The sequence below is a fragment of the Variovorax sp. LjRoot175 genome (assembly GCF_964253805.1).
GTDB lineage: Bacteria > Pseudomonadota > Gammaproteobacteria > Burkholderiales > Burkholderiaceae_C > Variovorax.
Genome location: NZ_CAXURY020000002.1, coordinates 503,073 through 522,918, shown reverse-complemented (window position 1 = coordinate 522,918; position 19,846 = coordinate 503,073). Strand labels below are relative to the sequence as shown.

Here is a 19,846-nt window from a genome sequence, read left to right as displayed (position 1 = left end):
AAACTTTCGACCACTTTCACCCTGTACCACCCGACGGGGCCGGCCGCTGAGGCATCTGCCGCCGCTGCACCGGCCCGGAGCGCCGCCGATTCCCATCAACCGTCTGGGGCGCAGAGTCCTCGACACCGCTATTCCTCGAAAACATCGGTGCCGAAAACCTCGTAGTGCAGCCGCGCCTGGGCAACGCCGAGCGCCTTGAGCGTTTCGACTTGCATCCGCATGAAGGGGATCGGGCCGCAGATGTAGTAGTCGGCGTCCGGCTTGAGCACCGACTGCGCAACGCGGCGCAGTTCCACCAGACCCACGTAGTCATGGTCGTAGCCTTGCACGTCGCTCTCCAGCGGCGCGTCGTAGAACACGATGCTCGTCAGCCGCCGGTTGGTGTCGGCGACCGCTTTCACCCGTTCCTTCATCGCATGCACGCTGCTGTTGCGTGCGCCGTGCACGAACACGACCTCCCGGTCCGTGTTCTTCAGCACCGACTTGAGCATGCTGACGAGCGGCGTCAGGCCGACGCCACCACTGATGAGCACCACCGGGGTGCTGGCCTCCATGTCGATGTGGAAATCGCCGAACGGCGGCGTGATCCGCACCACATCGCCCTGGTTCACGTAGTCATGCAGCAAGTTTGAGACGTAGCCGGCCCCGGGCTGTGAGCGTTCGCCCTCGCGCTTCACCGAGATCCGGTAGCTCTTGCCATTCGGCGCATCCGACAGGCTGTACTGGCGCACCTGTTGCAGGCCGAGCCGCGGCACATCCACCACCGCGCTGATGTACTGGCCGGGCTTGAAGTCCGAAAGCGGCTGGCCGTCTTCAGGTTCCAGGAAGAACGACGTGATCACATCGCTTTCCTGCCGTTTGCGGCGAACCACGAAATTGCGCCAGCCTCGCCATCCGCCGGGGCGCGCGGCGGCCTCTTCGTAGAGCGCGGCTTCGGCCCCGATCAGGATGTCCGCGAGCGCTTGGTACGCCTCGGCCCACGCGCCAAGGATGTCGGCGGTCGCCGCCTCGCCGAGCACCTCCTTGATCGCCGCCAGCAGATGCTCTCCGACGACCGGGTACTGGGCGGGCTGGACATTCAGGCTGGCATGCTTGTGCGTCATCCGCGCCACCGCCGGCCCCAGCGCCGGCAAGTTGTCGATATGCGTCGCATAGGCCAGCACCGCACCGGCGAGCGCTCGTTGCTGTTCGCCGCTCTCCTGGTGGCGCATATTGAACAGGTTCTTCAGATCGGGATGAGCCGTGAACAGTCGATCGTAGAACCGCTGGATGATCGAGAAGCCGTGTACGGCGAGGACGGGCGCGGTGGCCTTTACGGTGGCGATGGTCGTCTGTGTGAGCATCTTCGATCTCCACAACACTGATGCGGAATCGGGCAGCATAGGAAACACGCATTGGTGCGTCAATCCAAAGCACCTGGGTCAGCGCGAGGAGTTTCAATGTGGGTGGCTTCGGTCTTGTCACGAATGGAAACAGCTGACCACGAAGTCCTACTCCGAGGCGCGCGTGATCTCCTCGGTCCCGCGAGGAGCTTGTCGACGAACATCCGCCAGCGCACCAAGCTCGGTAGTCGTGTGTCAGCAGGCGCGCAGCTTGGCGCTCGGAATGCGGCGCGATGTCGCGGTAGGCCGCCCTTGGTCAGCCACTGTAGCGTGACACGGTGGCTGTCGGGGTCGTGGGCCTCTCCGTGGCCGCCGAGGATCCATGGCGCTTGGGCGAGCAGACCAAGCCACGCCGTATGCTGGCGAAAGGCGACATTCCATGACAGCATGCGAACGCACTGCAGTGGGCCGATGACGTTCAATGGAGCCATGCGGTCGGCCGGCGCTCAAAAAAGGCCTGCGAGTAGAACTTGCATGCTGCTGACGAGACGGGGCTTTCGGGGCAGCAGAGCAACCTCTTCCTGATCATGTGCGCTGTCTCGATCCCAGCAATGAGAATTCGTGCAGCGAAAGGACATGAATCCGAGCATCGGCCGAACGATACGGCCCGATGGTCCTGCTCGCGACGTCGGAGGACAAGTGACGCCGCGGCGCACGTGCTGAATCGCCGATCAAATTGGGTCTTGGCATCTAAAAAAGAGCTGAGGCAGCTTGATGGATGGTGCAGTGCAGCAAAAAACGCCTAGCATGCCCATGCCATGGCCCTTTCTCTTTTTGCAGCACGCGCCCTTCTCGTCGACTATCTGAACGGTCGCACCCTGCCGGATCGACTTCAAGACTCAGTTGTCCGTGCTGTCGAAAGCAGGCTGATTGGCGGAGAAGTTCCCGTGCTCAATAGGGACCTGTGTGAGCAAATCGACAGCCAGGCCGGCGAACTTCGCACGGAGCAGGGAACCTTTCCCTCCGTGTAGTTCGCATCGGCGATTGCTGGAGGGACCCTTCCGTACTCTTGGCTAGATGCGTACTGCGTGCCTGCGGACGTCCAAAATGCCAACGGGCTTCACTAGACATGGTCGCTCGATAGACGAAGGAAGGCCCGTCTCCGGTATCGTGGATTGTGCATCTGAGTGTGCCGAGCGCTTGCCGGAGTCGCATTGCTCATTTCATTTATTTGCGGGGCGGCAACCACCGGAGCGCTGGTCACTCGTGCGCACCGCCGACGGCTGCATGGGGAGTTCGCGCACTCTCTTGTGCTCGAAGCGGTCTTGCTGCTGCTGTTTGATTTGTTGGGCGCCAATCTCGAGCTGCTTGGCGAATGGTTCGTACCGATGAGCAAGGTCCAGCCGAGAGGCCAGCTTGTCGCATAGCTCATCAGGAAGGCCAGACCAGGGATGCCGCCGGTCAACAATTGGGCGCTGCGAAGCATGGCTAGCCCCAGGGCGACCAACAGTATCGCGGTCCCGAAACCTTGTGCGTCGTTCAGCAGCGGGTATGGCCTTGCGATATTCACGCGCGAGCTTTGATCCATGGATCAGTGTCCCCCGTGCAGCGAATACGGACCTTGCGCCAGGACGAGGTCTTGGGCTGCTGCCGTTCCGGGAGTCGCCGCCGATCGCCACCTGTGCTCGAAGACTGAGGCTTCGGGCTTTGCGAGCGACGCTGTTCGGGTGTCCGAGGGAGGGTCGCCGCCGGATCGAAGCGCCGGTTATCTTGCCGCCAGCAACTCGCGCAGCCTCCCATAGGTCTGACTCGGCGCTTCTCCGAGCAATGGATCCGAACCGGATGGAACCGCCCCCGCGACGATCTCCCAGTCCTGCGCTGTGAGCAAAAGCGCCGCGCGCGGCAAGATGTCCCTTTCTTCGGTGGCAAGGTGGTGTCGGTAGTAAACCAAATAAAGTGCTGCCGCCGCTTCTACGGTCTCGCGCGGGATCAGGGCATCGGCGACGACCTCCTGCAGTCGCGTCACAAGCTCTTCGCCAGCAGCGGCGATTGCGCGATGCTCCTGCAGCAGGCGATTGATTGGGAGCCGCAGTGACGGATCGCGCATGACAAGGCTCGCGAACGCGGCGTCCTCGCGAGGATGGTGAAAGCGGTCCCCAAACTCCCGCAGATACGAGACGATCTCGAGCATGAGGTCGACATCTGGATCTTCGCCTTCGTGAAACCTGGTGATCTGCTCTTCAAACACATCGAGGAGCCGAGAGAAGTTGACATGCTCGGCATGCCATCGCGCGATCGGGTTAGCCATATTGAACCTCCGAAATCCGGTGGAACCCAGGGGCAGTCTAGCCAGCCAAGCGCCGAGCTCCATGATCTGTGTCAGGCAAACTGCTTGACTTGTGAGATTTGGCCTTTTCGCCGTCCCCTTGCGGCCTGTCCTGAGGCGGCGGCACGCGCCCGTCGGGATTCAATCAGACTGTCGCGAAGCCGACGTGAATCGTGGCAACAGCGCCTGCGCATCGCGTTGCGCTGGAACGCGAAACGCGCCCGGCATTGATGTGCCCGAAGTACGCCTGTTGGTCTCGGCTTTCACCTACTTCTGAATTCTTTGCAGCTTAGTTTGAACTCGCGCCCCGGTGGGGGCGGCGCCGGGCCAGCTCGTCTCCTGCTGCTGCATGCTGTGCGACGCCGGGGGAGGGAGAGCGCGGGGACGACGCGAGGCTCCGCGCCTACTGCAGGGAAAGAATCGACCACAAGCAGTCCTCCGTGGAGGGCTGCTTCTTGAACGATAGGTCATCGGGCCGACGTTGGGCAGATACTTCCGTCCCGTTTCGTCGCGCTGGCACCAGTCAGCATGCGAAGCCGGCGCCGATAGTCCGGGTGCTCGGTACCCCCGAGGCGGTCCCAGCAAGTGAAGTACAGGCCATAGTTGTAGCGCCCCCCCGCGTGGTGCATGTCGTGATGCAGCGTGGTGGTCAGCCACCGTCCCCACCGACCGGCCAGCCACCGCCGCGGCATCATTTCGATGCCAGCATGGCCCAGCACGTTGCGCACGATCATGTGCAGCAGGAAGACGAAGATCACCAATGGGTGCAGCGGCAGGACCAGCAGCGTGAGCGTCAGAAAGACTGCCTGCACAACGGCTTCCGCCGGCGCAAAGCTATACGCCGCCCAGGGAGTGGGAGCCACTGACCGGTGATGCGTCCGATGCAGCAACCTGAAGACGACGGGATGGTGCATCCATCGATGCGTCCAGTAGAACCAGGTGTCGTGCGCCAACACGAGCGCGACGAAGCTCACCAGCAGGTAGAGCGGCCCGAAGCGCGTGATGTCGGTGTACAGGCAGAGCCGCCCGGCTTGGGCCGCGCCGTAGATGAGCGCGCCGTTGGCTGAAAAGATCAGCACTGTCACCATCGAGATGCGGAACTCGCGCCACCGCTGTCCGGGCCCCGGCCGGTGCGCCTGGACGGAGCGTGCCTGACGCCACCAAGCCGGCAACCACCCGATCACCGCGCTGGCCAGTGCGGTCGGGATCAAGTACCTCAACCAGTCGCCCAGCCAGATGGTGGGCCAGGCATTGAGCGCAAGTTCGAACGGTGTTGGCGTCATTGCGATCCTCCGCATTGGATGTGCAGAGAACGATAGGCCGTCCCCATCGAAGCGTCGCGCCGATACCTGCGAGCCATCGCCGATTGTTCGAATCGGCGCTGTTTTGCATCATTCAGCAAGACGGCTGGCACCTAGTCCGCCATGCTCCTGCCTCATGACGCCATCCATCCTCCCGTTCCTGCGCGGCATCGACCTCGGGCTCTCAACAGTGCTTCTGAGTCTGGCTCTGGTCCTGAAGCCTCGCGCACGGGCGGCCATGGTCCCGCTTGTCGGCTGCCTGATGGCCTACCTGCTGCGGTCTGCCCCGGAAGCGTCAGCAGCGCCGGTCCCGGTGCTCCTGCCGTTGACCGTTGGAGCACTGCTTTTTCCAGTGGCGTTCTGGTGGCTCCTGCACAACGTCTTCGATGACCGGCGGGATATGCCGCTGCCCGCTTGGGTGGTGGCAGCCGCCTTGGTACTTGCAGGATTGATGTCGCGGGACGTCGGCGGAGGTCTTTGGGCAGGCGGCTATGCGCACCTGCTGCAGAAGCTGTTGGCGGCTGGCTTTGTCGCCACCGCGCTCTGGCGGCTTGCCATATCAACGGCTGACGACCTAGTGCCGGCACGCCGGAGCCTGCGGGTATGGCTCTTAGGGTACGTCGGCGGGCATGGGCTCGTGGTGCTGGCTGCAGAGGCTTGGCTGGGCGGCCGACCGGCGCCGCCCTGGCTCGACGCCGTCAACCTCGCGGCGATCGGCTTCGTCCTCGCAGTGGCCCTGGCATTCCTGCTTCAGCCGAACTCCGCAACGCTCCAGACCTTGTTCGGCACATCTCTGCCGCCAGAGCCGCTAGCAGCACCCGAAACGGTCCCACAGCCGTCAACCGCCGCAGAGGTTCCCTGGCTGGAGCGGCTGGAGTGCCTCATGACGGTCGAGTGCGTCTATCACGATCCCGAGGTTTCCCTCAAGACCTTGGCCGACCGTCTGGGGCTGCCGGAGTACCGGCTGCGCGAGCTGATCAATCGGCAGCTGGGGTATCGCAACTTTCCTGCCTTCGTGAACGAGCACCGCCTGCGGGAGGTGGAGCAAAGATTGGCCGATCCATCGTTCGACGGCCGGCCGATCCTGACCCTTGCCCTGGAAGCCGGTTTCGGCTCGATCGGCCCGTTCAATCGCGCCTTCCGGGAGCGTCATGGGGTGACGCCGAGCGCCTTCCGCAGCGCCAGGCGCGAGGGCCAGCCCGCGCACTTGCCCGTGCCCGAAACTACCTCGTCAGGCGCTCAACCGCGCGCCGAATGACGGCGAGCGCATCGACGGTGCCGTCCGCTTCCCCCTTCTCAGCTTGCCTTGGACAAGGTTTCGTTCATCCGCATTGCGGCGACCACGCCGGACAAGAACGTGAGTCCCGCGACCAGCCAGATTGCAGCGGACAGTCCGAAGCGATCCGCCACCAGACCTGCCAGCAGCGCACCGACCGCGTAGCCGAGATCGCGCCAGAACCGATATACGCCGACAGCCGAGGCACGCCACGACGGATGCGCGACATCCCCGATCGCTGCCAGCAGCGTCGGATACACCATGGCTGTGCCGAGCCCGAGCAGCACCGCGCCCAGCGCAAAACCGCCAAAGCCGTCGGCGAGCGCAGTGAGGCCGATCCCTGCAGCCTGCACCCACATGCCCGATGCAATGAACCACTTGCGCCCCAGGCGATCGGACAACGCGCCTGTGAAGATCTGCGCAACGCCCCACACCGCGGGATACACGGCGGCCAGCACACCGATGTGTTCGAGGCTCAATCCGGCCGCGGCGAACACCAGCGGGAACAAACCCCACGCCATCCCGTCATTCAGGTTGTTGACCAGGCCCGCCTGGCTAACGCTGGACAGGTTAGGGTCGCTCACGGAGGTGCGCTTGAAGATCTCTGCCTGACTCGGCTCCTGAGTGGCAATCTGTGGTTGCAGCCGGGCCTCGTACTGCACGTGGTGTCGGGTCTCGCGCACCACCAGCCACGACAGCAACCCGCCGGCCGCGACGTACGCCACTCCGAGGTAGAACGGCTGTGGCCGCAGCCCGTAGCGCGCCGCGATCCAGCCCGTCGCCAGCGCGCTGCCGGCCACTGCCAGGTAGCCCGAGAACTCGTTGAGTCCCATCGCAAGGCCTCGCTCCTTCGGCCCCACCAGGTCGATTTTCATGATGACCGTGGTGGACCAGGTGAGGCCCTGGCTGACGCCGAGGAGCACGTTGGCCGCCACGATCCATTCCCAGCTGCCGGCCCACATCAGCACGAAGGGCACCGGCACGGCGACGCACCAGCCGGCGACCAGCACCTGTTTGCGCCCGAAGCGGTCGGAGAGACGCCCGGCGACATAGTTAGTCAGTGCCTTCGTGATGCCGAAGACCACGATGAAGGAAAGAATGGCCGCGCGCGCGGCGATGTGGAACTCCTGTTCCGCCACCGCTGGCAGGATGCTGCGCTCGAGGCCGACCATCGCGCCGACGAACGCGTTGACGAGCACGAGCAGCGAGAACTGGCCCAGGTTCTCGCGCAGGCCGAGTCGGAGTGTCGCGGCGTGCATCGAAGGTCAGCGAGCGTAGCCGAGGTTGTCGCGCACGATGGCCTGCATCTCGGCGGGCGGTGCTGGGATGTCGGCCACTAGGGCCTCGATGAACGCATCTCGCTGCATCGACAGCATGGGGTTGAAGCGACGCTCGAAGCCTATCGTCGATGCCGGCTTGCCGGACAGGCCGGCGCCGCACGCACTGCCGGCCTGGTGGCCGGGGTAGATCTCCAACTCAGGCGGCAGCTGCAACAGCTTCTCGTGCAGCGTGACGTGCAGCTGCGCGGCCATCTCGCGCTCGCGTCCGGCCAGATCCGGCCGGCCGACCGCGCCGACGAAGAGCGTGTCGCCCGTCACCACGAACCAGGGCTGGTCACCGCGCCGCAGATCGCGCACAAGCAGGCAAACACTGTCCGGCGTATGCCCCGGTGTGTGCATCACCTCCACCATCACGTTGCCGGCTTCCAGCCGCTGGCCATCGCTCAGCGGGAAAAAGTCGTAGGTGGTGCGCCCGCGGTTGCTCTCGTGCAGGCAGTACGGCGCGCCGATCCGGCGCGCGAGCGCCAGGCCACCGGAGCGGTGGTCCGCATGCACGTGGGTGTCGATGACGTAGGCAAACGACACGCCCTGTTGCGCCGCCTGATCGATGAACCAGCCTTCGTCGCCGGCGACCACGTCGACGGCGACTGCCTTGCCCAGGCCGCCGCAGCCGAAGAAGTAGGACAGCGTCGCGTGGTCTGCTGCGTGTTGACGGAAGAACATCGCCGTCTCCTTTCGTTCAGAACACGATCACCTTGTCCGCCCAGGCGGACCACTCGGCCAGTTGGTCCATCGAGCCGCGATGAGCGCCTTCCATCAGGTCGTCACTAGCGATCCCGCGAGCGTCCATGCAACTGCCGCAGACGCCAATCGAGCCCGAATGACGCGCGATTGCGGACAGCAGCGACTCCAGGTTGTAGTGGCCGGACGGCACCTTCTGCAGCCGATGGACCGCGGCCGTCGCGTCGCCCATCAGGAACAGCTGCACTTCATGCCCGTCCTGGCGCGAAAGCGCACCGGCAAGGCGGATCCCGTTGTAAGTGCGTTCGCTGCCATACGGGGCATCGTTCAGGATGAAGAGGGTCTTCACGGATTCACTCCTCGATCGGTAGTCCGTGAGCGCGCCACTCGGCCACGCCGTCGCTCAGGTGCATGGCCCTGTAGCCCTTCTTGCGCAGCAGCTCGACGGCATCCTTGGCCATCAGGCAGAAGGGGCCACGGCAGTAGGCAACCACCGGCACGTCCTTGGGCACCTCGGACAGCCGCTTCTTCAGCTCGTCCACTGGCAGCGAGCGCGCGTGCGGCAGATGCGCAGTGGCGTATTCCTCTGCGGGTCGCACGTCGAGCACCAGCACTTCACCTCTGGCCGCCTTCTTCAGAATCGCTTGGCGGTCCATGCCCTGCAGTTCGTCGCCGTGGGCCACGATGTTTGCCAGCGCCACCTGCAGCTCGACCAGGCGTTCCTCGGCTTGTGTGCGCAACGCCACCCACAGGTCGGCAACTCCCCGATCGGCCAGGCGGTACACGACGTATTTGCCTTCCTTGCGTGTCTCGACCAGCCGGGCAAGGCGCAGCTCCTTCAGGTGCGCGCTGGCCAGCTTGACGCTGATCTCGGCCTGCGCCGCGAGCGCCTCGACGGTCTTCTCTCCCTGGCACAGCAGCTCGATGAGCTCCAGCCGCTTCGGGCTGGCCACCGCGTGGCCAATGCGGGCGACCTGCTCGTACAGGTGGTTCTTCAGTTGCCTCATGCGATCATTCTAATGAGCGTTGGATTAATATGTCCACCCCCCCCACGAACCGGAAGCGCCGGCGATGCGTGACGCGGCTGCTCTGCGAGAGGGACGGCCAGGGTCGCACGGAGGACCGCTTCGAGGATCCAAACCGGCGGTACACGTGACGGCCGCCCGGCGGCGGTGGCCCCGCTCGCGCCGCCCGAAAACTCAAAGATGGGTGAAAAAACCACCGGAAGAATCAAACTGTGTTGCGCAGCAGGTTCAAAGTAGCCTGGTGAATCTTCCCCCTAAGACCTTGATGCGAAACGCCGCGCGAGTCCGTCCTGGGCGCCGATCGACATGTGGGCGCAGGCGCGGCCAACGCTGCTTCGCATGGAGCACCCGTTCGCTTTCGCACGTATCGCGCCCGAGATTAGTGATGGACGGGTAAGGCGTTCAACGGGATGCGCAGATAGGCAACTCCGTTGTCCTCCGCAGGCGGCAATTGGCCAGCGCGCACGTTGACCTGGATGGACGGAAGGATGAGCGTTGGCACATCAAGCGTCGCGTCACGGGCCAGGCGCATCGACACGAACTCCTCCTCGCTGATGCCATCGCGCGCATGGATGTTGTGGGCGCGCTGCTCAGCGACAGTGGTCTGCCAATGCGGCTGACGCGACGCCGGTGGATAGTCGTGACAGACATACATCCTCGTCTCAAGCGGTAGGTCCAACAGGCGCCGCATCGACGCGTAGAGCTGGTGCGCATCCCCACCGGGAAAGTCAGCGCGCGCACTACCGACATCCGGCATGAACAAGGTGTCGCCGACGAACACCGAGCCGTCCACCAGGTAGGCCATGTCGGCCGGCGTATGGCCAGGTACCAGTAGCGCTGTGGCCTCGACCTCACCAATCTTGAACGATTCGCCGTCTTTGAATAGGTGGTCGAACTGACTGCCATCCGGCAGAAAGCTGCGTTCGAGGTTGAAGAGCTTCTTGAACGTTGCCTGCACGGTGCGGATGTTCTCGCCGATGGCGATGCGTCCACCTACCTGATCCTGCAGGTATCGCGCACCAGACAAATGGTCCGCATGCGCATGAGTCTCCAGAGTCCATTCGACCTGAAGCCCCTTGTCTCGGACATAGGCAAGAAGCCGATCGGCCGCGGCGGTGCTCGTGTGCCCAGATTTGAAGTCATAGTCCAGCACCGCGTCAATGAGCGCGGCACGCCTGGTCGCGTGGTCCCAAACGACATAGGAGACCGTCCACGTGTTGGGATCGAAGAAGCCTTGGGTCGTCGTGCGGGTCGTCATCGGGTGCTCCGTTAATGCGCCAATCAATCGATTGACATATATTATATCGCATAATATAATATGTCAACCGAAACCAATCCACTCTGCCCGTGATGCGCACTTCCCTCGTCATCGATCCCGAAGCCCTGCGTGGTGCCGCTGCAAAGGCGGTCGCCGCTCTCAAGGTGCTTGCCAATGAAGACCGCTTGCTCCTGCTGTGCCAGCTCTCGCAAGGCGAGATGTGTGTGAGCGCCCTGGAACAGGAACTGGGCATTCACCAGCCGACCTTGTCACAGCAGCTCGGCGTGCTGCGCGGCGAAGGTGTGGTTCAAACGCGCCGCGAGGGCAAGAGCATCTTCTACAGCGTGGCCGACCCGGCGATGCTGGAGATCCTCGCGGTTCTCTATCGTCTTTACTGTCCGAAGGAAAAATGATGTCCATCGACTGGAACCACTTCACGCCGCTCGCCGCGCTGGCCGGGGGCGCGCTTATCGGCATCGCCGCGGCGATGTTCGCGCTGCTCAACGGGCGCGTCGCGGGCATCAGCGGGGTGCTCGGGGGTCTGCTCAGACCTGCCAAGGGCGACATCGCCTGGCGTGCCGCCTTTGTCCTGGGGCTGGTCGGAGCACCGTTGGTCTACCTGCTGTTTGCGGCTTTGCCTAAGCCACAGATTGACGCAGGGTACGGCGCGCTGATCCTGGCGGGGCTGCTCGTGGGCCTCGGCACGCGCTATGGCTCCGGTTGTACCAGCGGCCACGGTGTCTGCGGCCTGTCTCGCCTATCGCCACGCTCGCTCGTGGCCACGGCCGCCTTCATGGGCGCCGGCTTTGTCACGGTGTTCGTGACGCGTCACCTGCTCGGTGTCTGAGGAGATCGTCATGACTGTTTTCACTTCGCTGCTCGCAGGACTGGTCTTCGGACTCGGCCTCATCGTGTCCGGCATGGCCAATCCGGCCAAGGTGCTGGGCTTCCTGGACCTCGCAGGCGCATGGGACCCCTCCCTGGGCTTCGTGATGGCGGGCGCCATCGCCGTGGGCATGGTCGCCTTCTTCGTGGCCAAGCGGCGCATGGTGTCGCTCATCGGCGCAGAGATGCGTCTGCCTACATCACGCCATATCGACCGCCGCCTGGTCGGAGGAAGTGTTCTGTTCGGCATCGGCTGGGGGGTCGCGGGGTTCTGCCCCGGCCCGGGTCTCGTGTCGCTCGGGATGGGCGAAATCAAGGCGCTCGTGTTCGTGGCAGCGATGCTGGCGGGCATGGGTGTGTTCGAGCTTTTGGAGCGTCGCGGGCGCGCGCCGGCGCCGCGCGCTGCGTGAGGTCGACCGATGACGAGCAATGCGGCTTGTCTTGCAGCGCTGGCCACGGTGGCCATTCTCGTGTTCTACGAGGTCGCCCTTGCCATCGGGCACCGTCGAAGGCCCGAGCGCCTGTCCCGTACAGCGCATGCGGCGCTACGCCAGGAATGGTTTGCAGCAGTCTCGGCGCAGAAGGGCTCGGAGATCCTGGCGGTGCAGACGCTGCGCAACTCGTTGATGGCGGCTACGATGACCGCCTCGACAGCCGCGCTGGCATTGATGGGAGCTGCTACTCTGGCCGCGCCATCGCTTCTTTCGATGATCGGCAAGGGACCCGATTCACCAGGTTTCACAGCGCGTCTGGCGTTGGAACTGGTGCTCATGACACTGCTCTTCGCCTCGCTCGTGTCGTCGGCGATGGCGGTGCGCTACTACAACCATGCGGGATTTATCAGCGCGATGCCTGTCGACTCCGAGGCACGCCGTCGCTGGAGCGATGCCGGCAAGGCCTATGTACGGCAAGCTGGAATCCTCTATAGCTGGGGGCTCAGGCATCTCGTCCTCATTGCCCCTATCCTTGCCTCCATCGTTCACCCGGCGGCAGGTCCTTTTGCAGCGCTCTGTGTTGTTGCGGTGCTGATCAGCTTCGACCGTTCTGGCAGCAGCAAGGACGGCCTGAGCACCCCTCGGCTTGATGGCTAGGCTGCAACTGGCGCGGCCAGCCGTTCATGAGCAAGGTCGCCCCAGTTCGCTCTCTTCGTCATCGGTCGCTCTTTCCGGCTCGCAGTCTCAGCGAGTTGGCGATGACGCTGACCGACGACAGTGCCATCGCCGCCGCCGCCACGACCGGCGACAACAGAAGACCGAAGAACGGATACAGAACACCGGCGGCGATCGGGATGCCGGCAACGTTGTAGGCGAATGACAAGAAGAGGTTTTGGCGGATGTTTCTCATCGTCGCCTTCGAAAGCAGGCGAGCACGAACGATGCCCATCAAGTCGCCTCTCAGCAGCGTGACGCCGGCACTCTCCATTGCCACGTCGGTGCCGGTCCCCATCGCGATGCCTACGTCCGCTGCGGCCAGGGCGGGTGCGTCGTTGACCCCGTCCCCCGCCATCGCGACCACCCTGCCCTGCGCCTTCAGCCGCTGGACAACGGATGCCTTGTCCTCGGGGAACACTTCCGAGATGACCTCGTCGATACCCAGCTCCCGCCCCACAGCCTCCGCCGTCGTCTTGCCATCGCCGGTCAGCATGACGATACGGACGCCGGCATCGCGCAGGGACTTGAGAGCCTGAGGGGTTGTGGCCTTGATGGGGTCGGCGATGGCGACGAAACCGGCAAGACGATCATCGAGTCCCACGAAGATGACCGTCGCCGACCTCGAACGCTGGGACTCTGCCTGCGCGGCCAGCGGGGCCACATCGATGCCCTGCTCCGCGAGGAACTTGGCACTGCCGCAAACCACGCGTGAACCGTCCGCGACACCGACCACACCCTTGCCGACGGGCGAGTCGAAGTCGCTGACGGACGACAGCGTCAGCTTGCGGTCCCGAGCTTCGGCCACGATGGCAGCGGCCAGCGGATGCTCGCTCGCACGCTCGACGCTGGCGAGCTTCTGCATCACCGCAGCCGCATCGAACCCGGCAGCCGGCGCGACGTGGACTACCTTCGGACTACCTTCGGTCAGGGTACCGGTCTTGTCGACCACCAGCGTGTCGACCTTCTCCATGCGCTCCAGCGCCTCGGCATCGCGGATAAGCACGCCCTGTTGCGCGCCGCGGCCCACGCCCACCATGATGGACATTGGCGTCGCCAGCCCCAGCGCACACGGACAGGCAATGATGAGTACCGCAACCGCCGCGATGAGCGCGTAGGAGAAGGCGGGGCTAGGACCCCAGACGAGCCAGGCGACAAACGTCAGTACAGCGACCGCCATCACTGCCGGCACGAACGCCCCTGCCACCTGGTCGGCCATGCGCTGAATCGGCGCGCGGCTTCTTTGCGCGGCAGCCACCATATGGACGATCTGCGAGAGCAACGTATCGGCGCCCACCTTCTGCGCGCGCATGACGAAGCCGCCGGTCTGGTTGAGCGTTCCCGCGGTGACCTTGGAGCCAGGCGCTTTTGCGACCGGCATCGGCTCTCCGGTGATCATCGACTCGTCGACCGTGCCCCGGCCCTGCGTCAACTCGCCGTCGACCGGCACCTTCTCGCCCGGGCGAACGCGCAGCAGCTCACCGACCTGGACGATGTCGAGCTGAACCGTCTCGTCGGACCCATCCGGCTTCACCCGAATGGCCGTCTTGGGTGTGAGTTCGAGCAGGGCGCGAATGGCGCCCGAGGTCTTCTCGCGAGCGCGCAGCTCCAGGACCTGCCCCAGCAACACCAGCACCGTAATCACCGCCGCGGCCTCAAAGTAGATGGCCACCGCACCATCTGGCAGGCGGAACTGCGAAGGAAACAGTTGGGGCGCGAGCGTGCCAGCGATGCTGTAGACCCAGGCCACGCCGGTCCCGAGCGCGATCAGGGTGAACATGTTCAGACTCCGGTTCTTAACAGAGAGCCACGCTCGCACGAAGAACGGCCAACCGGCCCATAGCACCACGGGCGTTCCGAACACAAGCTGCGCCCAGTTCGAGGCCTGCTGTCCGATCAAGTGATGGATATCGACCAAGTGCGCGCCCATCTCCAGCACAAACACCGGAAGGGTGAGCACCAGGCCACCCCAGAAGCGACGCGTCATGTCCCTCAACTCGGGGCTATCGCCCGTCTGGGACGTGGCCATCACCGGCTCGAGCGCCATGCCGCAGATGGGACAGTTCCCCGGCCCCATCTGGCGCACCTGCGGATGCATGGGACACGTGTACTCGACGTCCTTGGCATTCGCCTTTGGCGTCATCGTCGACGGAGAAGACGCTCGGCCTGGCTGCACCCCGTGGTCGCGATGGCCCTGATGCGTCGCGTGGTGGTGCGCGTGGTGCGCGTGAAGGTCGGCCGAGGTGTCGGAGGTCGATGGCATGTTCTTTCCCGCAAAATTGATGCAGTCTGTGCCTTCCCACGGCGGGAAGGTCAAGCCGCCCCTCGGTGCTTGCTTCAGCCCGAAGACGGGGCAATGATCAGGTAAGCCACCGATCCGAGAGTTGCCAGCAAGCCGGCCCAGCATGCCCAGAACACGGCAAGCTCCCACCACTGCGGTTCGCGCTCGCCGATCTCCATCTCCAGCCGATGCTTGAGCGTCATACCCGCGCCATGCAGCAGCACGCCGGCGCCGAACAAGGGCAGCGCGAATCGCTGCATTGGCATCGGCGCGAGCAACCCCAGACCCAGTCCGAGCACGATGGCGCCGATGCCAGACAGCAGCTCGGCGCTCTTGATGCGAGCCAAAACGCTAGGCATGCCGATGGCGAGCACGCCCCCATGAGGGAAGAAAGCGCGGTGTCACCGCTGCGTATGCCCGCCATGGGTCTCCGAACTCGCGCTCCGAATCGCGCTCTTCGGACATCGCCAGCCGAACGTACATCACGACCAGGACCGGGAACATAGCGAGCGTCAGCACCGTCGGCCACTGAAGCAGAAAGCCGAACATGATGAGAACGAACGCAACGTACTGCGGATGCCGGATGAAGCAATATGGGCCGGCTGTCGCGAGTTCGTGTCGCCGCTGCGCGTAATACAACACCTGCCACGCCTTGGACAAGAGCGCGAAGCCGGCGAAGATGGCAACGAAGCTCAGGATATGCAACACGCCGCTGTGCGGATTGCCGTGCTGGCCAGTGAACAGCCACCACAGGTGTCCTGCCTCGTGCCCGAACAGGTTGACATTGGGGAACTTGGCGCCGAGCCAGCCGGACAACAGGAAAATCGTCAGCGGGAAGCCGTACATCTCCGCAAAGAGCGCCACGATGAAGGCCGAGTACGCACCGAAGCTCCTCCAGTCCCGAAGCGTGGTCGGCTTGAAGAAGCTGTAGGCGAACCCCACGAAGATGAAGGAGTTCAGCAATACCAGGCCCCAGAGGCCGTAGTCATTGTTGGCGCTGTTCATTGTCCGGCTCCCGTGGGTTGTGGCCTCGAGAATGCCCGCCATGGCGGTGCCCGTGATGCATGAAGACATGCATCAACGGACAGGCAAGCACGAGAATCAATGGGAGCACTCCGAGCAAATGCGCCCGGTGCTCGGTGTACAGGAAGAAGCCGCCGACGAGCGCGACGACAAGCAGGGCGACGCCGCCGGGCGAGCGCCAGAATGTCGGCGATTCGTTGTTTCGCGTATCCATCTCAATGCCTCCATGACCGAGGACGCTACCTGGCTGCCGGAGGCTTCGCCGCTTCCCGGTCCATCATCATCTGCATCATCATTTCCATCATGTCCATGCGGCGCTCCATCATGTCTTTCTGCATGGGCGGCTCCACCGGCATCGAGGACTTGCCACCGTCTTGCCTCGGCATGCCGCTCCTCATCTGGCTCATCATGGTCATGCCGCCCTGCATCGCACTCATGTGCTCCTTCATCAGCGCCGCACGCTCTGCCGGCGTCTTGGCGGCCTTCATCTTCTGATGCATGTCCTGCATCAGCTTCATTTGCTCGTCGACCTTGGCGGTGTCGGCCTTCGCTGCGGTGTTCGCGGGGTGATGCGCGGCGTGTTCATCCGCCTTTTTGGCTCCCGCCCCTGGGAACGATGAACAACCGGCAAGCGACATCAGCGCTGCGGTGATCAGGACCATCTTCTTCATTTCAGTTCCTTTCGATGCGAATGCAAAATTGGTGGCAATCGCCAAGAGCATGCTCGCTGAAGTTGCTTGCTTCCTTGACGAATATCAATCGCGCGGCCTGATACAACATCTGTGCGGAGCTTCCATTCGCTACCACCAGGATCTATTGCCGGACGCGTAACATCTGGATTTCTCCATCGAAATGCCCATCAACTACGCTCATATGGTCGCCACTGTCAATAGCGCTACTGCATGGTTATGGGGTGTAGGTGTGTGTTGGGATCGATCGGGTGATGCGACACGAGAGTTGCAGCGACGATGAATCAGACTCATATCCGCGGATTGGTTACCAGCACTTCATCGATTCGTCGCGGGCCTGCCTCGCTCTAGCGTCGGGGATCTGCCTTGCGGTGCCCTTATAGGAGTGCCGAGGGTTGCCCTATCGTGGCTCGTATCGCATCGCCAGATCGATCCGGGTTTCTGCGTTTCTTCAGGTTGCCTCGACTTTCTCGCGCTGCGCCTGCATGCCGATGGCCCAGACGAAGCCGGCCAGCTCTCTGGCGACCGCGACGCAGGCCTTGTTGGCTTGCAAGCCACGCGCATTCAAAGCGGCAAACCGCTGGGTCAGCCGCAGCTGCGCCGTCCAGGCCATCCTTCGTATCGGTTCGGACAAATCTTGTTGTCGAATCTGCGCCTGTCTGCAGATGCGCGCCTTGAAGCGATAGTTCCAGGCGGCCTCGGTCAGTAGCCGGCGTGCATGCGCGTTACCCGTCTTGGTGATGCTGCCGCGGCTCGTGCGCTCGCCGCTGGAATGCTCAGATGGAACCAGCCCGAGATAGCCCATGAGCTTGCGCGGATGTGCAAAGCGCCCGAGGTCGCCGATCTCGGCCACCAGGCCAATCGCCGTGATCGCGGCGACACCCCGCAGTGCCTGCAGCGCACCGACCACCGGCTCGAAGCGCCAGCCAGCGATCGAGGCCTGCAGCGCCTTCGTCAGCCGATCGACGCGATCGTCTGCCGCCGTCACGGCTTGCCAGTATTCGGTGAACGCGGTCTGGGCGGCGCCGGCGCCGAAGTTCAGCGTCCCCAGCCAGCGGTAGTAGGCACCGCACCACGAGGTCTTGCCCTTGTAGCGCACGTCGTGGCGCAGCAAGAAGCCCTTGAGCTGATGGCGGGCCTGGACGCGACTGTGGACCGCGTCTTCGCGCGCCCGCGACAGGTCACGGATCGCTTCATCGTCTGGATCGGGGATCCACACGGCGCTCAACTGGCCGGCGCGCGAGCACTCGGCCAGTTGAACGCTGTCGCGTGTGTCGGTCTTGACTCGGTCGCCTGGACGCCGCGGAATCTGCGATGGGGCAATGATCTCGCAGACGTAGCCCTTGGCCTTTAGCGCTCGCTGCAAACCGAAGCCCGTCGGGCCGGCCTCGTACACGATGTGCAGTTGCTCGGCGGTGCCGACCTTGGCCAGCACCTTCAGCAGCTTGTTCACGTCGTGCGGGACCTTGCCGATCAAGCGCCCGGGCGCTCGATCTGGCTCGGCCGCCGCCACGCTGATGCTGTCCTTGTGGACATCCAAACCCACGTGAATCTTGCTACGCTCTTCCATGGTCGGTCTCCTTTGTTGCTGACGACGCAAGTCACAGCATGTAGCTCTACGTCTTTGGACGCAATCTACGATGTTGGAGACCGGCCGCCTGCTATGGGACGGCGACCATGATGTCTAGGCGCCTTACAGGTCGAAAACGAACCGCGAATGCGAATCGCCACCTGGGATTCGCATTGGCGTTCGTGGCCGGGGCCATCAATGCCGGTGGGTTCCTGGCCGTCCAGCAGTACACCTCTCACATGACGGGCATCGTCTCTTCGATGGCCGACAACCTTGTCCTGCGCGTATACGACGTGGTGCTCAGCGGCGCGGGCGGGCTGTTGTCGTTCCTCGCAGGCGCTGCAAGCTCGGCGGTCCTGGTCAACTACGCACGGCGCCGCCGAATGCACAGCGAGTACGCGCTGCCGCTGTTGACGGAGGCCTCCTTGCTGATCTGCTTCGGCGTCCTTGGCGCCCGACTGTCCGATATGCGAGGCCTTTTTGTTCCAGTGACGGTGATGCTTCTCTGTTTCATCATGGGACTGCAGAACGCGGTGATCACCAAGCTGTCGCACGCCGAAATTCGAACCACCCACCTCACCGGCATCGTGACCGACATCGGCATCGAGTTTGGGAAGTTGTTCTATCGAAATGCCGCCGGCCCGCCTTCACATCTGCGCGTCATGGCCAACCGGGACCGCCTGCGCGTTCTCACGCTTCTCGTTGTTTTCTTCTTTGCCGGCGGTGTGCTTGGCGCTATCGGCTTCAAGTACGTCGGCTACGTCTCGACCGTGCCTCTCGCCCTGGTACTGCTGGGGCTTGCAATGGTTCCGGCGGCCGACGATCTGACGACTCTTGCGCGCCGCTGGGGCCGCGCGGCCAGGCAATCGCGAAAGGGGGGTTGACGCCCTCCTCTCGCGAGCGCCGGTGACTGCGACGTCCTGGGACGCATCGAACTCCCTACAACTCCCTACTGCACCAGCACCCCGTCCGGCAATACTACCTGAGGGTCAGGGCAACCAGGGGCACGATCGCCTACCGCCGACACAACGTCCGCGATGTAAATGCCCTCTCCGCCCGAGGCGGTCCAGCCGCATCGCACCCGGCGACGGATGTCCTCCGGGCGCATTGGCCGTTGGACGCCATCAACTGGATGCGCCCAACCCGATCGGTGCAGGCACTGCGTTGACAATGCGCGTGAAGAGCGCGCGGTAGTCCGCTTCAGGTTCGCATCCGGTCAATGGATCGCGGTTGGTGCTGAATGCCTCGTCGAGGTCTGCCCAATCGTCTTCGGTGAGCACCCGTTCGGCCAACGGCAGGATCTCCCTTTCTTCCATCGCCATGTGAGCAAGATAGAAATCAACATAGCGCTCTGCCGCCTCCTCGAAAGCCTGCCGGCGCGGCTCGCCGATCATCTCGAAGCCGAGCAAGGCGTGTTCGACCTCGCGGATTCTTCGCTCGCCACGCGCATGGTCGTCGTCCAGGCGATCGAGCAGTTCGCGCGAAAGCGGTGTCCGCGCACGCAGCTTCGGAAACAGCAACTCCGACTCCTTGCGGTGGTGCCGCTTCTCGGGAAACTCGTCGACGTAGAACAGCATCGCCCGCAGCGCGCCGAAGTCAGGCAGCGTGCCTTGCCGTCGATGCTGCGCCAAGAGCAGCAGGACGGAACGCAGCATGGCCGACAGGGCGGAGTGCTCGTCGCGGATGATTCTGGTGGTGGTGTGAGTCATACAAATCCTTGG

General features: G+C 63.8%; 23 protein-coding genes and 1 pseudogene. 8 read left to right on the top strand and 16 right to left on the bottom strand.

The window, feature by feature from the left end; all coding sequences use genetic code 11:
- Positions 1-128 precede the first annotated feature (128 nt).
- Entirely contained in the window at positions 129-1,343 is a 1,215-nt protein-coding gene (hmpA, locus tag ACSQ89_RS32490) for an NO-inducible flavohemoprotein (protein WP_436294638.1), read from the bottom strand.
- Positions 1,344-1,800: 457 nt separating this feature from the next.
- Positions 1,801-1,987 (bottom strand): annotated as a pseudogene (locus ACSQ89_RS32485) (hypothetical protein); the annotation flags it as partial.
- 153 nt (positions 1,988-2,140) lie between these two features.
- Here ACSQ89_RS32485 and ACSQ89_RS32480 point away from each other — a divergent pair.
- Positions 2,141-2,353: a hypothetical protein gene (locus ACSQ89_RS32480; RefSeq protein ID WP_436296843.1), complete on the top strand. Its 213-nt coding sequence runs from the start codon at positions 2,141-2,143 to the stop codon at positions 2,351-2,353.
- Between the two features lie 183 nt (positions 2,354-2,536).
- A complete protein-coding gene (locus ACSQ89_RS32475) occupies positions 2,537-2,749 on the top strand; it encodes a hypothetical protein (protein ID WP_436294637.1) in 213 nt (70 codons plus the stop codon).
- 338 nt (positions 2,750-3,087) lie between these two features.
- Here the strand turns inward: ACSQ89_RS32475 and ACSQ89_RS32470 are convergent, their stop codons facing one another.
- Positions 3,088-3,630: a hemerythrin domain-containing protein gene (locus ACSQ89_RS32470; RefSeq protein WP_436294636.1), complete on the bottom strand. Its 543-nt coding sequence runs from the start codon at positions 3,628-3,630 to the stop codon at positions 3,088-3,090.
- Positions 3,631-4,115: 485 nt separating this feature from the next.
- Entirely contained in the window at positions 4,116-4,931 is an 816-nt protein-coding gene (locus ACSQ89_RS32465) for a sterol desaturase family protein (RefSeq protein WP_436296842.1), read from the bottom strand.
- Positions 4,932-5,085: 154 nt separating this feature from the next.
- Between ACSQ89_RS32465 and ACSQ89_RS32460 the strand changes: the two genes are divergently transcribed.
- On the top strand, positions 5,086-6,207 hold the full coding sequence (locus tag ACSQ89_RS32460) for a helix-turn-helix domain-containing protein (RefSeq protein ID WP_436294634.1): 1,122 nt from the start codon (positions 5,086-5,088) through the stop codon (positions 6,205-6,207).
- Positions 6,208-6,245: 38 nt separating this feature from the next.
- Here the strand turns inward: ACSQ89_RS32460 and ACSQ89_RS32455 are convergent, their stop codons facing one another.
- The 5 genes from ACSQ89_RS32455 to ACSQ89_RS32435 form a co-directional block, all read right to left on the bottom strand.
- Entirely contained in the window at positions 6,246-7,484 is a 1,239-nt protein-coding gene (locus ACSQ89_RS32455; protein ID WP_436294633.1) for an MFS transporter, read from the bottom strand.
- A 6-nt stretch (positions 7,485-7,490) separates the two neighbouring features.
- A complete protein-coding gene (locus ACSQ89_RS32450) occupies positions 7,491-8,228 on the bottom strand; it encodes an MBL fold metallo-hydrolase (protein ID WP_436294632.1) in 738 nt (245 codons plus the stop codon).
- Positions 8,229-8,244: 16 nt separating this feature from the next.
- Positions 8,245-8,595: a DsrE/DsrF/TusD sulfur relay family protein gene (locus ACSQ89_RS32445; RefSeq protein ID WP_436294631.1), complete on the bottom strand. Its 351-nt coding sequence runs from the start codon at positions 8,593-8,595 to the stop codon at positions 8,245-8,247.
- A gap of 4 nt (positions 8,596-8,599) precedes the next feature.
- Entirely contained in the window at positions 8,600-9,253 is a 654-nt protein-coding gene (locus tag ACSQ89_RS32440; RefSeq protein ID WP_436294630.1) for an ArsR/SmtB family transcription factor, read from the bottom strand.
- Between the two features lie 397 nt (positions 9,254-9,650).
- Positions 9,651-10,529: an MBL fold metallo-hydrolase gene (locus ACSQ89_RS32435; protein WP_436294629.1), complete on the bottom strand. Its 879-nt coding sequence runs from the start codon at positions 10,527-10,529 to the stop codon at positions 9,651-9,653.
- Positions 10,530-10,621: 92 nt separating this feature from the next.
- On the opposite strand from ACSQ89_RS32435, the gene ACSQ89_RS32430 reads away from it, so the two are divergent.
- Genes ACSQ89_RS32430 through ACSQ89_RS32415 form a run of 4 tightly spaced genes read left to right on the top strand, consistent with a single transcriptional unit; the run spans position 10,622 to position 12,505 of the window.
- Positions 10,622-10,942, top strand: a complete 321-nt coding sequence (locus ACSQ89_RS32430) for a metalloregulator ArsR/SmtB family transcription factor (protein WP_436294628.1) — start codon at positions 10,622-10,624, stop codon at positions 10,940-10,942.
- The gene (locus ACSQ89_RS32425; RefSeq protein ID WP_436294627.1) at positions 10,942-11,376 is read left to right on the top strand and encodes a YeeE/YedE family protein; all 435 of its coding nucleotides are present in this window, start codon (positions 10,942-10,944) and stop codon (positions 11,374-11,376) included. The genes ACSQ89_RS32430 and ACSQ89_RS32425 overlap by 1 nt, the downstream gene beginning before the upstream one ends.
- Before the next feature lie 10 nt (positions 11,377-11,386).
- Positions 11,387-11,824 (top strand): DUF6691 family protein, encoded by a 438-nt coding sequence (locus tag ACSQ89_RS32420; protein ID WP_436294626.1) that lies wholly within the window; start codon positions 11,387-11,389, stop codon positions 11,822-11,824.
- A 9-nt stretch (positions 11,825-11,833) separates the two neighbouring features.
- Positions 11,834-12,505 carry a DUF599 domain-containing protein gene (locus ACSQ89_RS32415; protein ID WP_436294625.1) on the top strand — a complete coding sequence of 224 codons (672 nt, stop codon included), beginning with the start codon at positions 11,834-11,836 and terminating at the stop codon, positions 12,503-12,505.
- Positions 12,506-12,563: 58 nt separating this feature from the next.
- Here ACSQ89_RS32415 and ACSQ89_RS32410 read toward each other — a convergent pair whose 3' ends face one another.
- The 6 genes from ACSQ89_RS32410 to ACSQ89_RS32385 form a co-directional block, all read right to left on the bottom strand.
- Entirely contained in the window at positions 12,564-14,705 is a 2,142-nt protein-coding gene (locus tag ACSQ89_RS32410; RefSeq protein ID WP_436294683.1) for a copper-transporting P-type ATPase, read from the bottom strand.
- A gap of 194 nt (positions 14,706-14,899) precedes the next feature.
- Positions 14,900-15,217 carry a hypothetical protein gene (locus tag ACSQ89_RS32405; protein ID WP_436294624.1) on the bottom strand — a complete coding sequence of 106 codons (318 nt, stop codon included), beginning with the start codon at positions 15,215-15,217 and terminating at the stop codon, positions 14,900-14,902.
- Entirely contained in the window at positions 15,195-15,848 is a 654-nt protein-coding gene (locus ACSQ89_RS32400) for a methyltransferase family protein (RefSeq protein ID WP_436294623.1), read from the bottom strand. Before ACSQ89_RS32400 ends, ACSQ89_RS32405 begins: the two co-directional genes overlap by 23 nt.
- Entirely contained in the window at positions 15,829-16,080 is a 252-nt protein-coding gene (locus ACSQ89_RS32395; RefSeq protein WP_436296841.1) for a DUF2933 domain-containing protein, read from the bottom strand. The genes ACSQ89_RS32400 and ACSQ89_RS32395 overlap by 20 nt, the downstream gene beginning before the upstream one ends.
- A gap of 25 nt (positions 16,081-16,105) precedes the next feature.
- The gene (locus ACSQ89_RS32390) at positions 16,106-16,537 is read right to left on the bottom strand and encodes a hypothetical protein (RefSeq protein WP_436294621.1); all 432 of its coding nucleotides are present in this window, start codon (positions 16,535-16,537) and stop codon (positions 16,106-16,108) included.
- A gap of 469 nt (positions 16,538-17,006) precedes the next feature.
- The gene (locus ACSQ89_RS32385; protein ID WP_436296809.1) at positions 17,007-18,125 is read right to left on the bottom strand and encodes an IS110 family transposase; all 1,119 of its coding nucleotides are present in this window, start codon (positions 18,123-18,125) and stop codon (positions 17,007-17,009) included.
- A 107-nt stretch (positions 18,126-18,232) separates the two neighbouring features.
- Here ACSQ89_RS32385 and ACSQ89_RS32380 point away from each other — a divergent pair, with 107 nt between their 5' ends.
- Positions 18,233-19,009, top strand: coding sequence for a YoaK family protein (locus ACSQ89_RS32380; RefSeq protein ID WP_436296840.1), 777 nt, complete (start codon positions 18,233-18,235; stop codon positions 19,007-19,009).
- A gap of 240 nt (positions 19,010-19,249) precedes the next feature.
- Here the strand turns inward: ACSQ89_RS32380 and ACSQ89_RS32375 are convergent, their stop codons facing one another.
- Positions 19,250-19,834, bottom strand: a complete 585-nt coding sequence (locus ACSQ89_RS32375) for a hemerythrin domain-containing protein (RefSeq protein WP_436294619.1) — start codon at positions 19,832-19,834, stop codon at positions 19,250-19,252.
- Positions 19,835-19,846 lie beyond the last annotated feature (12 nt).

Coding starts and splice junctions, on each gene's coding strand:
- hmpA (WP_436294638.1), bottom strand. CDS start 1,343: ATGCTCACACAGACGACCATCGCCACCGTAAAGGCCACCGCGCCCGTC.
- ACSQ89_RS32480 (WP_436296843.1), top strand. CDS start 2,141: ATGGCCCTTTCTCTTTTTGCAGCACGCGCCCTTCTCGTCGACTATCTG.
- ACSQ89_RS32470 (WP_436294636.1), bottom strand. CDS start 3,630: ATGGCTAACCCGATCGCGCGATGGCATGCCGAGCATGTCAACTTCTCT.
- ACSQ89_RS32465 (WP_436296842.1), bottom strand. CDS start 4,931: ATGACGCCAACACCGTTCGAACTTGCGCTCAATGCCTGGCCCACCATC.
- ACSQ89_RS32460 (WP_436294634.1), top strand. CDS start 5,086: ATGACGCCATCCATCCTCCCGTTCCTGCGCGGCATCGACCTCGGGCTC.
- ACSQ89_RS32455 (WP_436294633.1), bottom strand. CDS start 7,484: ATGCACGCCGCGACACTCCGACTCGGCCTGCGCGAGAACCTGGGCCAG.
- ACSQ89_RS32450 (WP_436294632.1), bottom strand. CDS start 8,228: ATGTTCTTCCGTCAACACGCAGCAGACCACGCGACGCTGTCCTACTTC.
- ACSQ89_RS32440 (WP_436294630.1), bottom strand. CDS start 9,253: ATGAGGCAACTGAAGAACCACCTGTACGAGCAGGTCGCCCGCATTGGC.
- ACSQ89_RS32435 (WP_436294629.1), bottom strand. CDS start 10,529: ATGACGACCCGCACGACGACCCAAGGCTTCTTCGATCCCAACACGTGG.
- ACSQ89_RS32430 (WP_436294628.1), top strand. CDS start 10,622: ATGCGCACTTCCCTCGTCATCGATCCCGAAGCCCTGCGTGGTGCCGCT.
- ACSQ89_RS32425 (WP_436294627.1), top strand. CDS start 10,942: ATGTCCATCGACTGGAACCACTTCACGCCGCTCGCCGCGCTGGCCGGG.
- ACSQ89_RS32420 (WP_436294626.1), top strand. CDS start 11,387: ATGACTGTTTTCACTTCGCTGCTCGCAGGACTGGTCTTCGGACTCGGC.
- ACSQ89_RS32415 (WP_436294625.1), top strand. CDS start 11,834: ATGACGAGCAATGCGGCTTGTCTTGCAGCGCTGGCCACGGTGGCCATT.
- ACSQ89_RS32410 (WP_436294683.1), bottom strand. CDS start 14,705: ATGACGCCAAAGGCGAATGCCAAGGACGTCGAGTACACGTGTCCCATG.
- ACSQ89_RS32400 (WP_436294623.1), bottom strand. CDS start 15,848: ATGAACAGCGCCAACAATGACTACGGCCTCTGGGGCCTGGTATTGCTG.
- ACSQ89_RS32395 (WP_436296841.1), bottom strand. CDS start 16,080: ATGGATACGCGAAACAACGAATCGCCGACATTCTGGCGCTCGCCCGGC.
- ACSQ89_RS32390 (WP_436294621.1), bottom strand. CDS start 16,537: ATGAAGAAGATGGTCCTGATCACCGCAGCGCTGATGTCGCTTGCCGGT.
- ACSQ89_RS32385 (WP_436296809.1), bottom strand. CDS start 18,125: ATGGAAGAGCGTAGCAAGATTCACGTGGGTTTGGATGTCCACAAGGAC.
- ACSQ89_RS32380 (WP_436296840.1), top strand. CDS start 18,233: ATGATGTCTAGGCGCCTTACAGGTCGAAAACGAACCGCGAATGCGAAT.
- ACSQ89_RS32375 (WP_436294619.1), bottom strand. CDS start 19,834: ATGACTCACACCACCACCAGAATCATCCGCGACGAGCACTCCGCCCTG.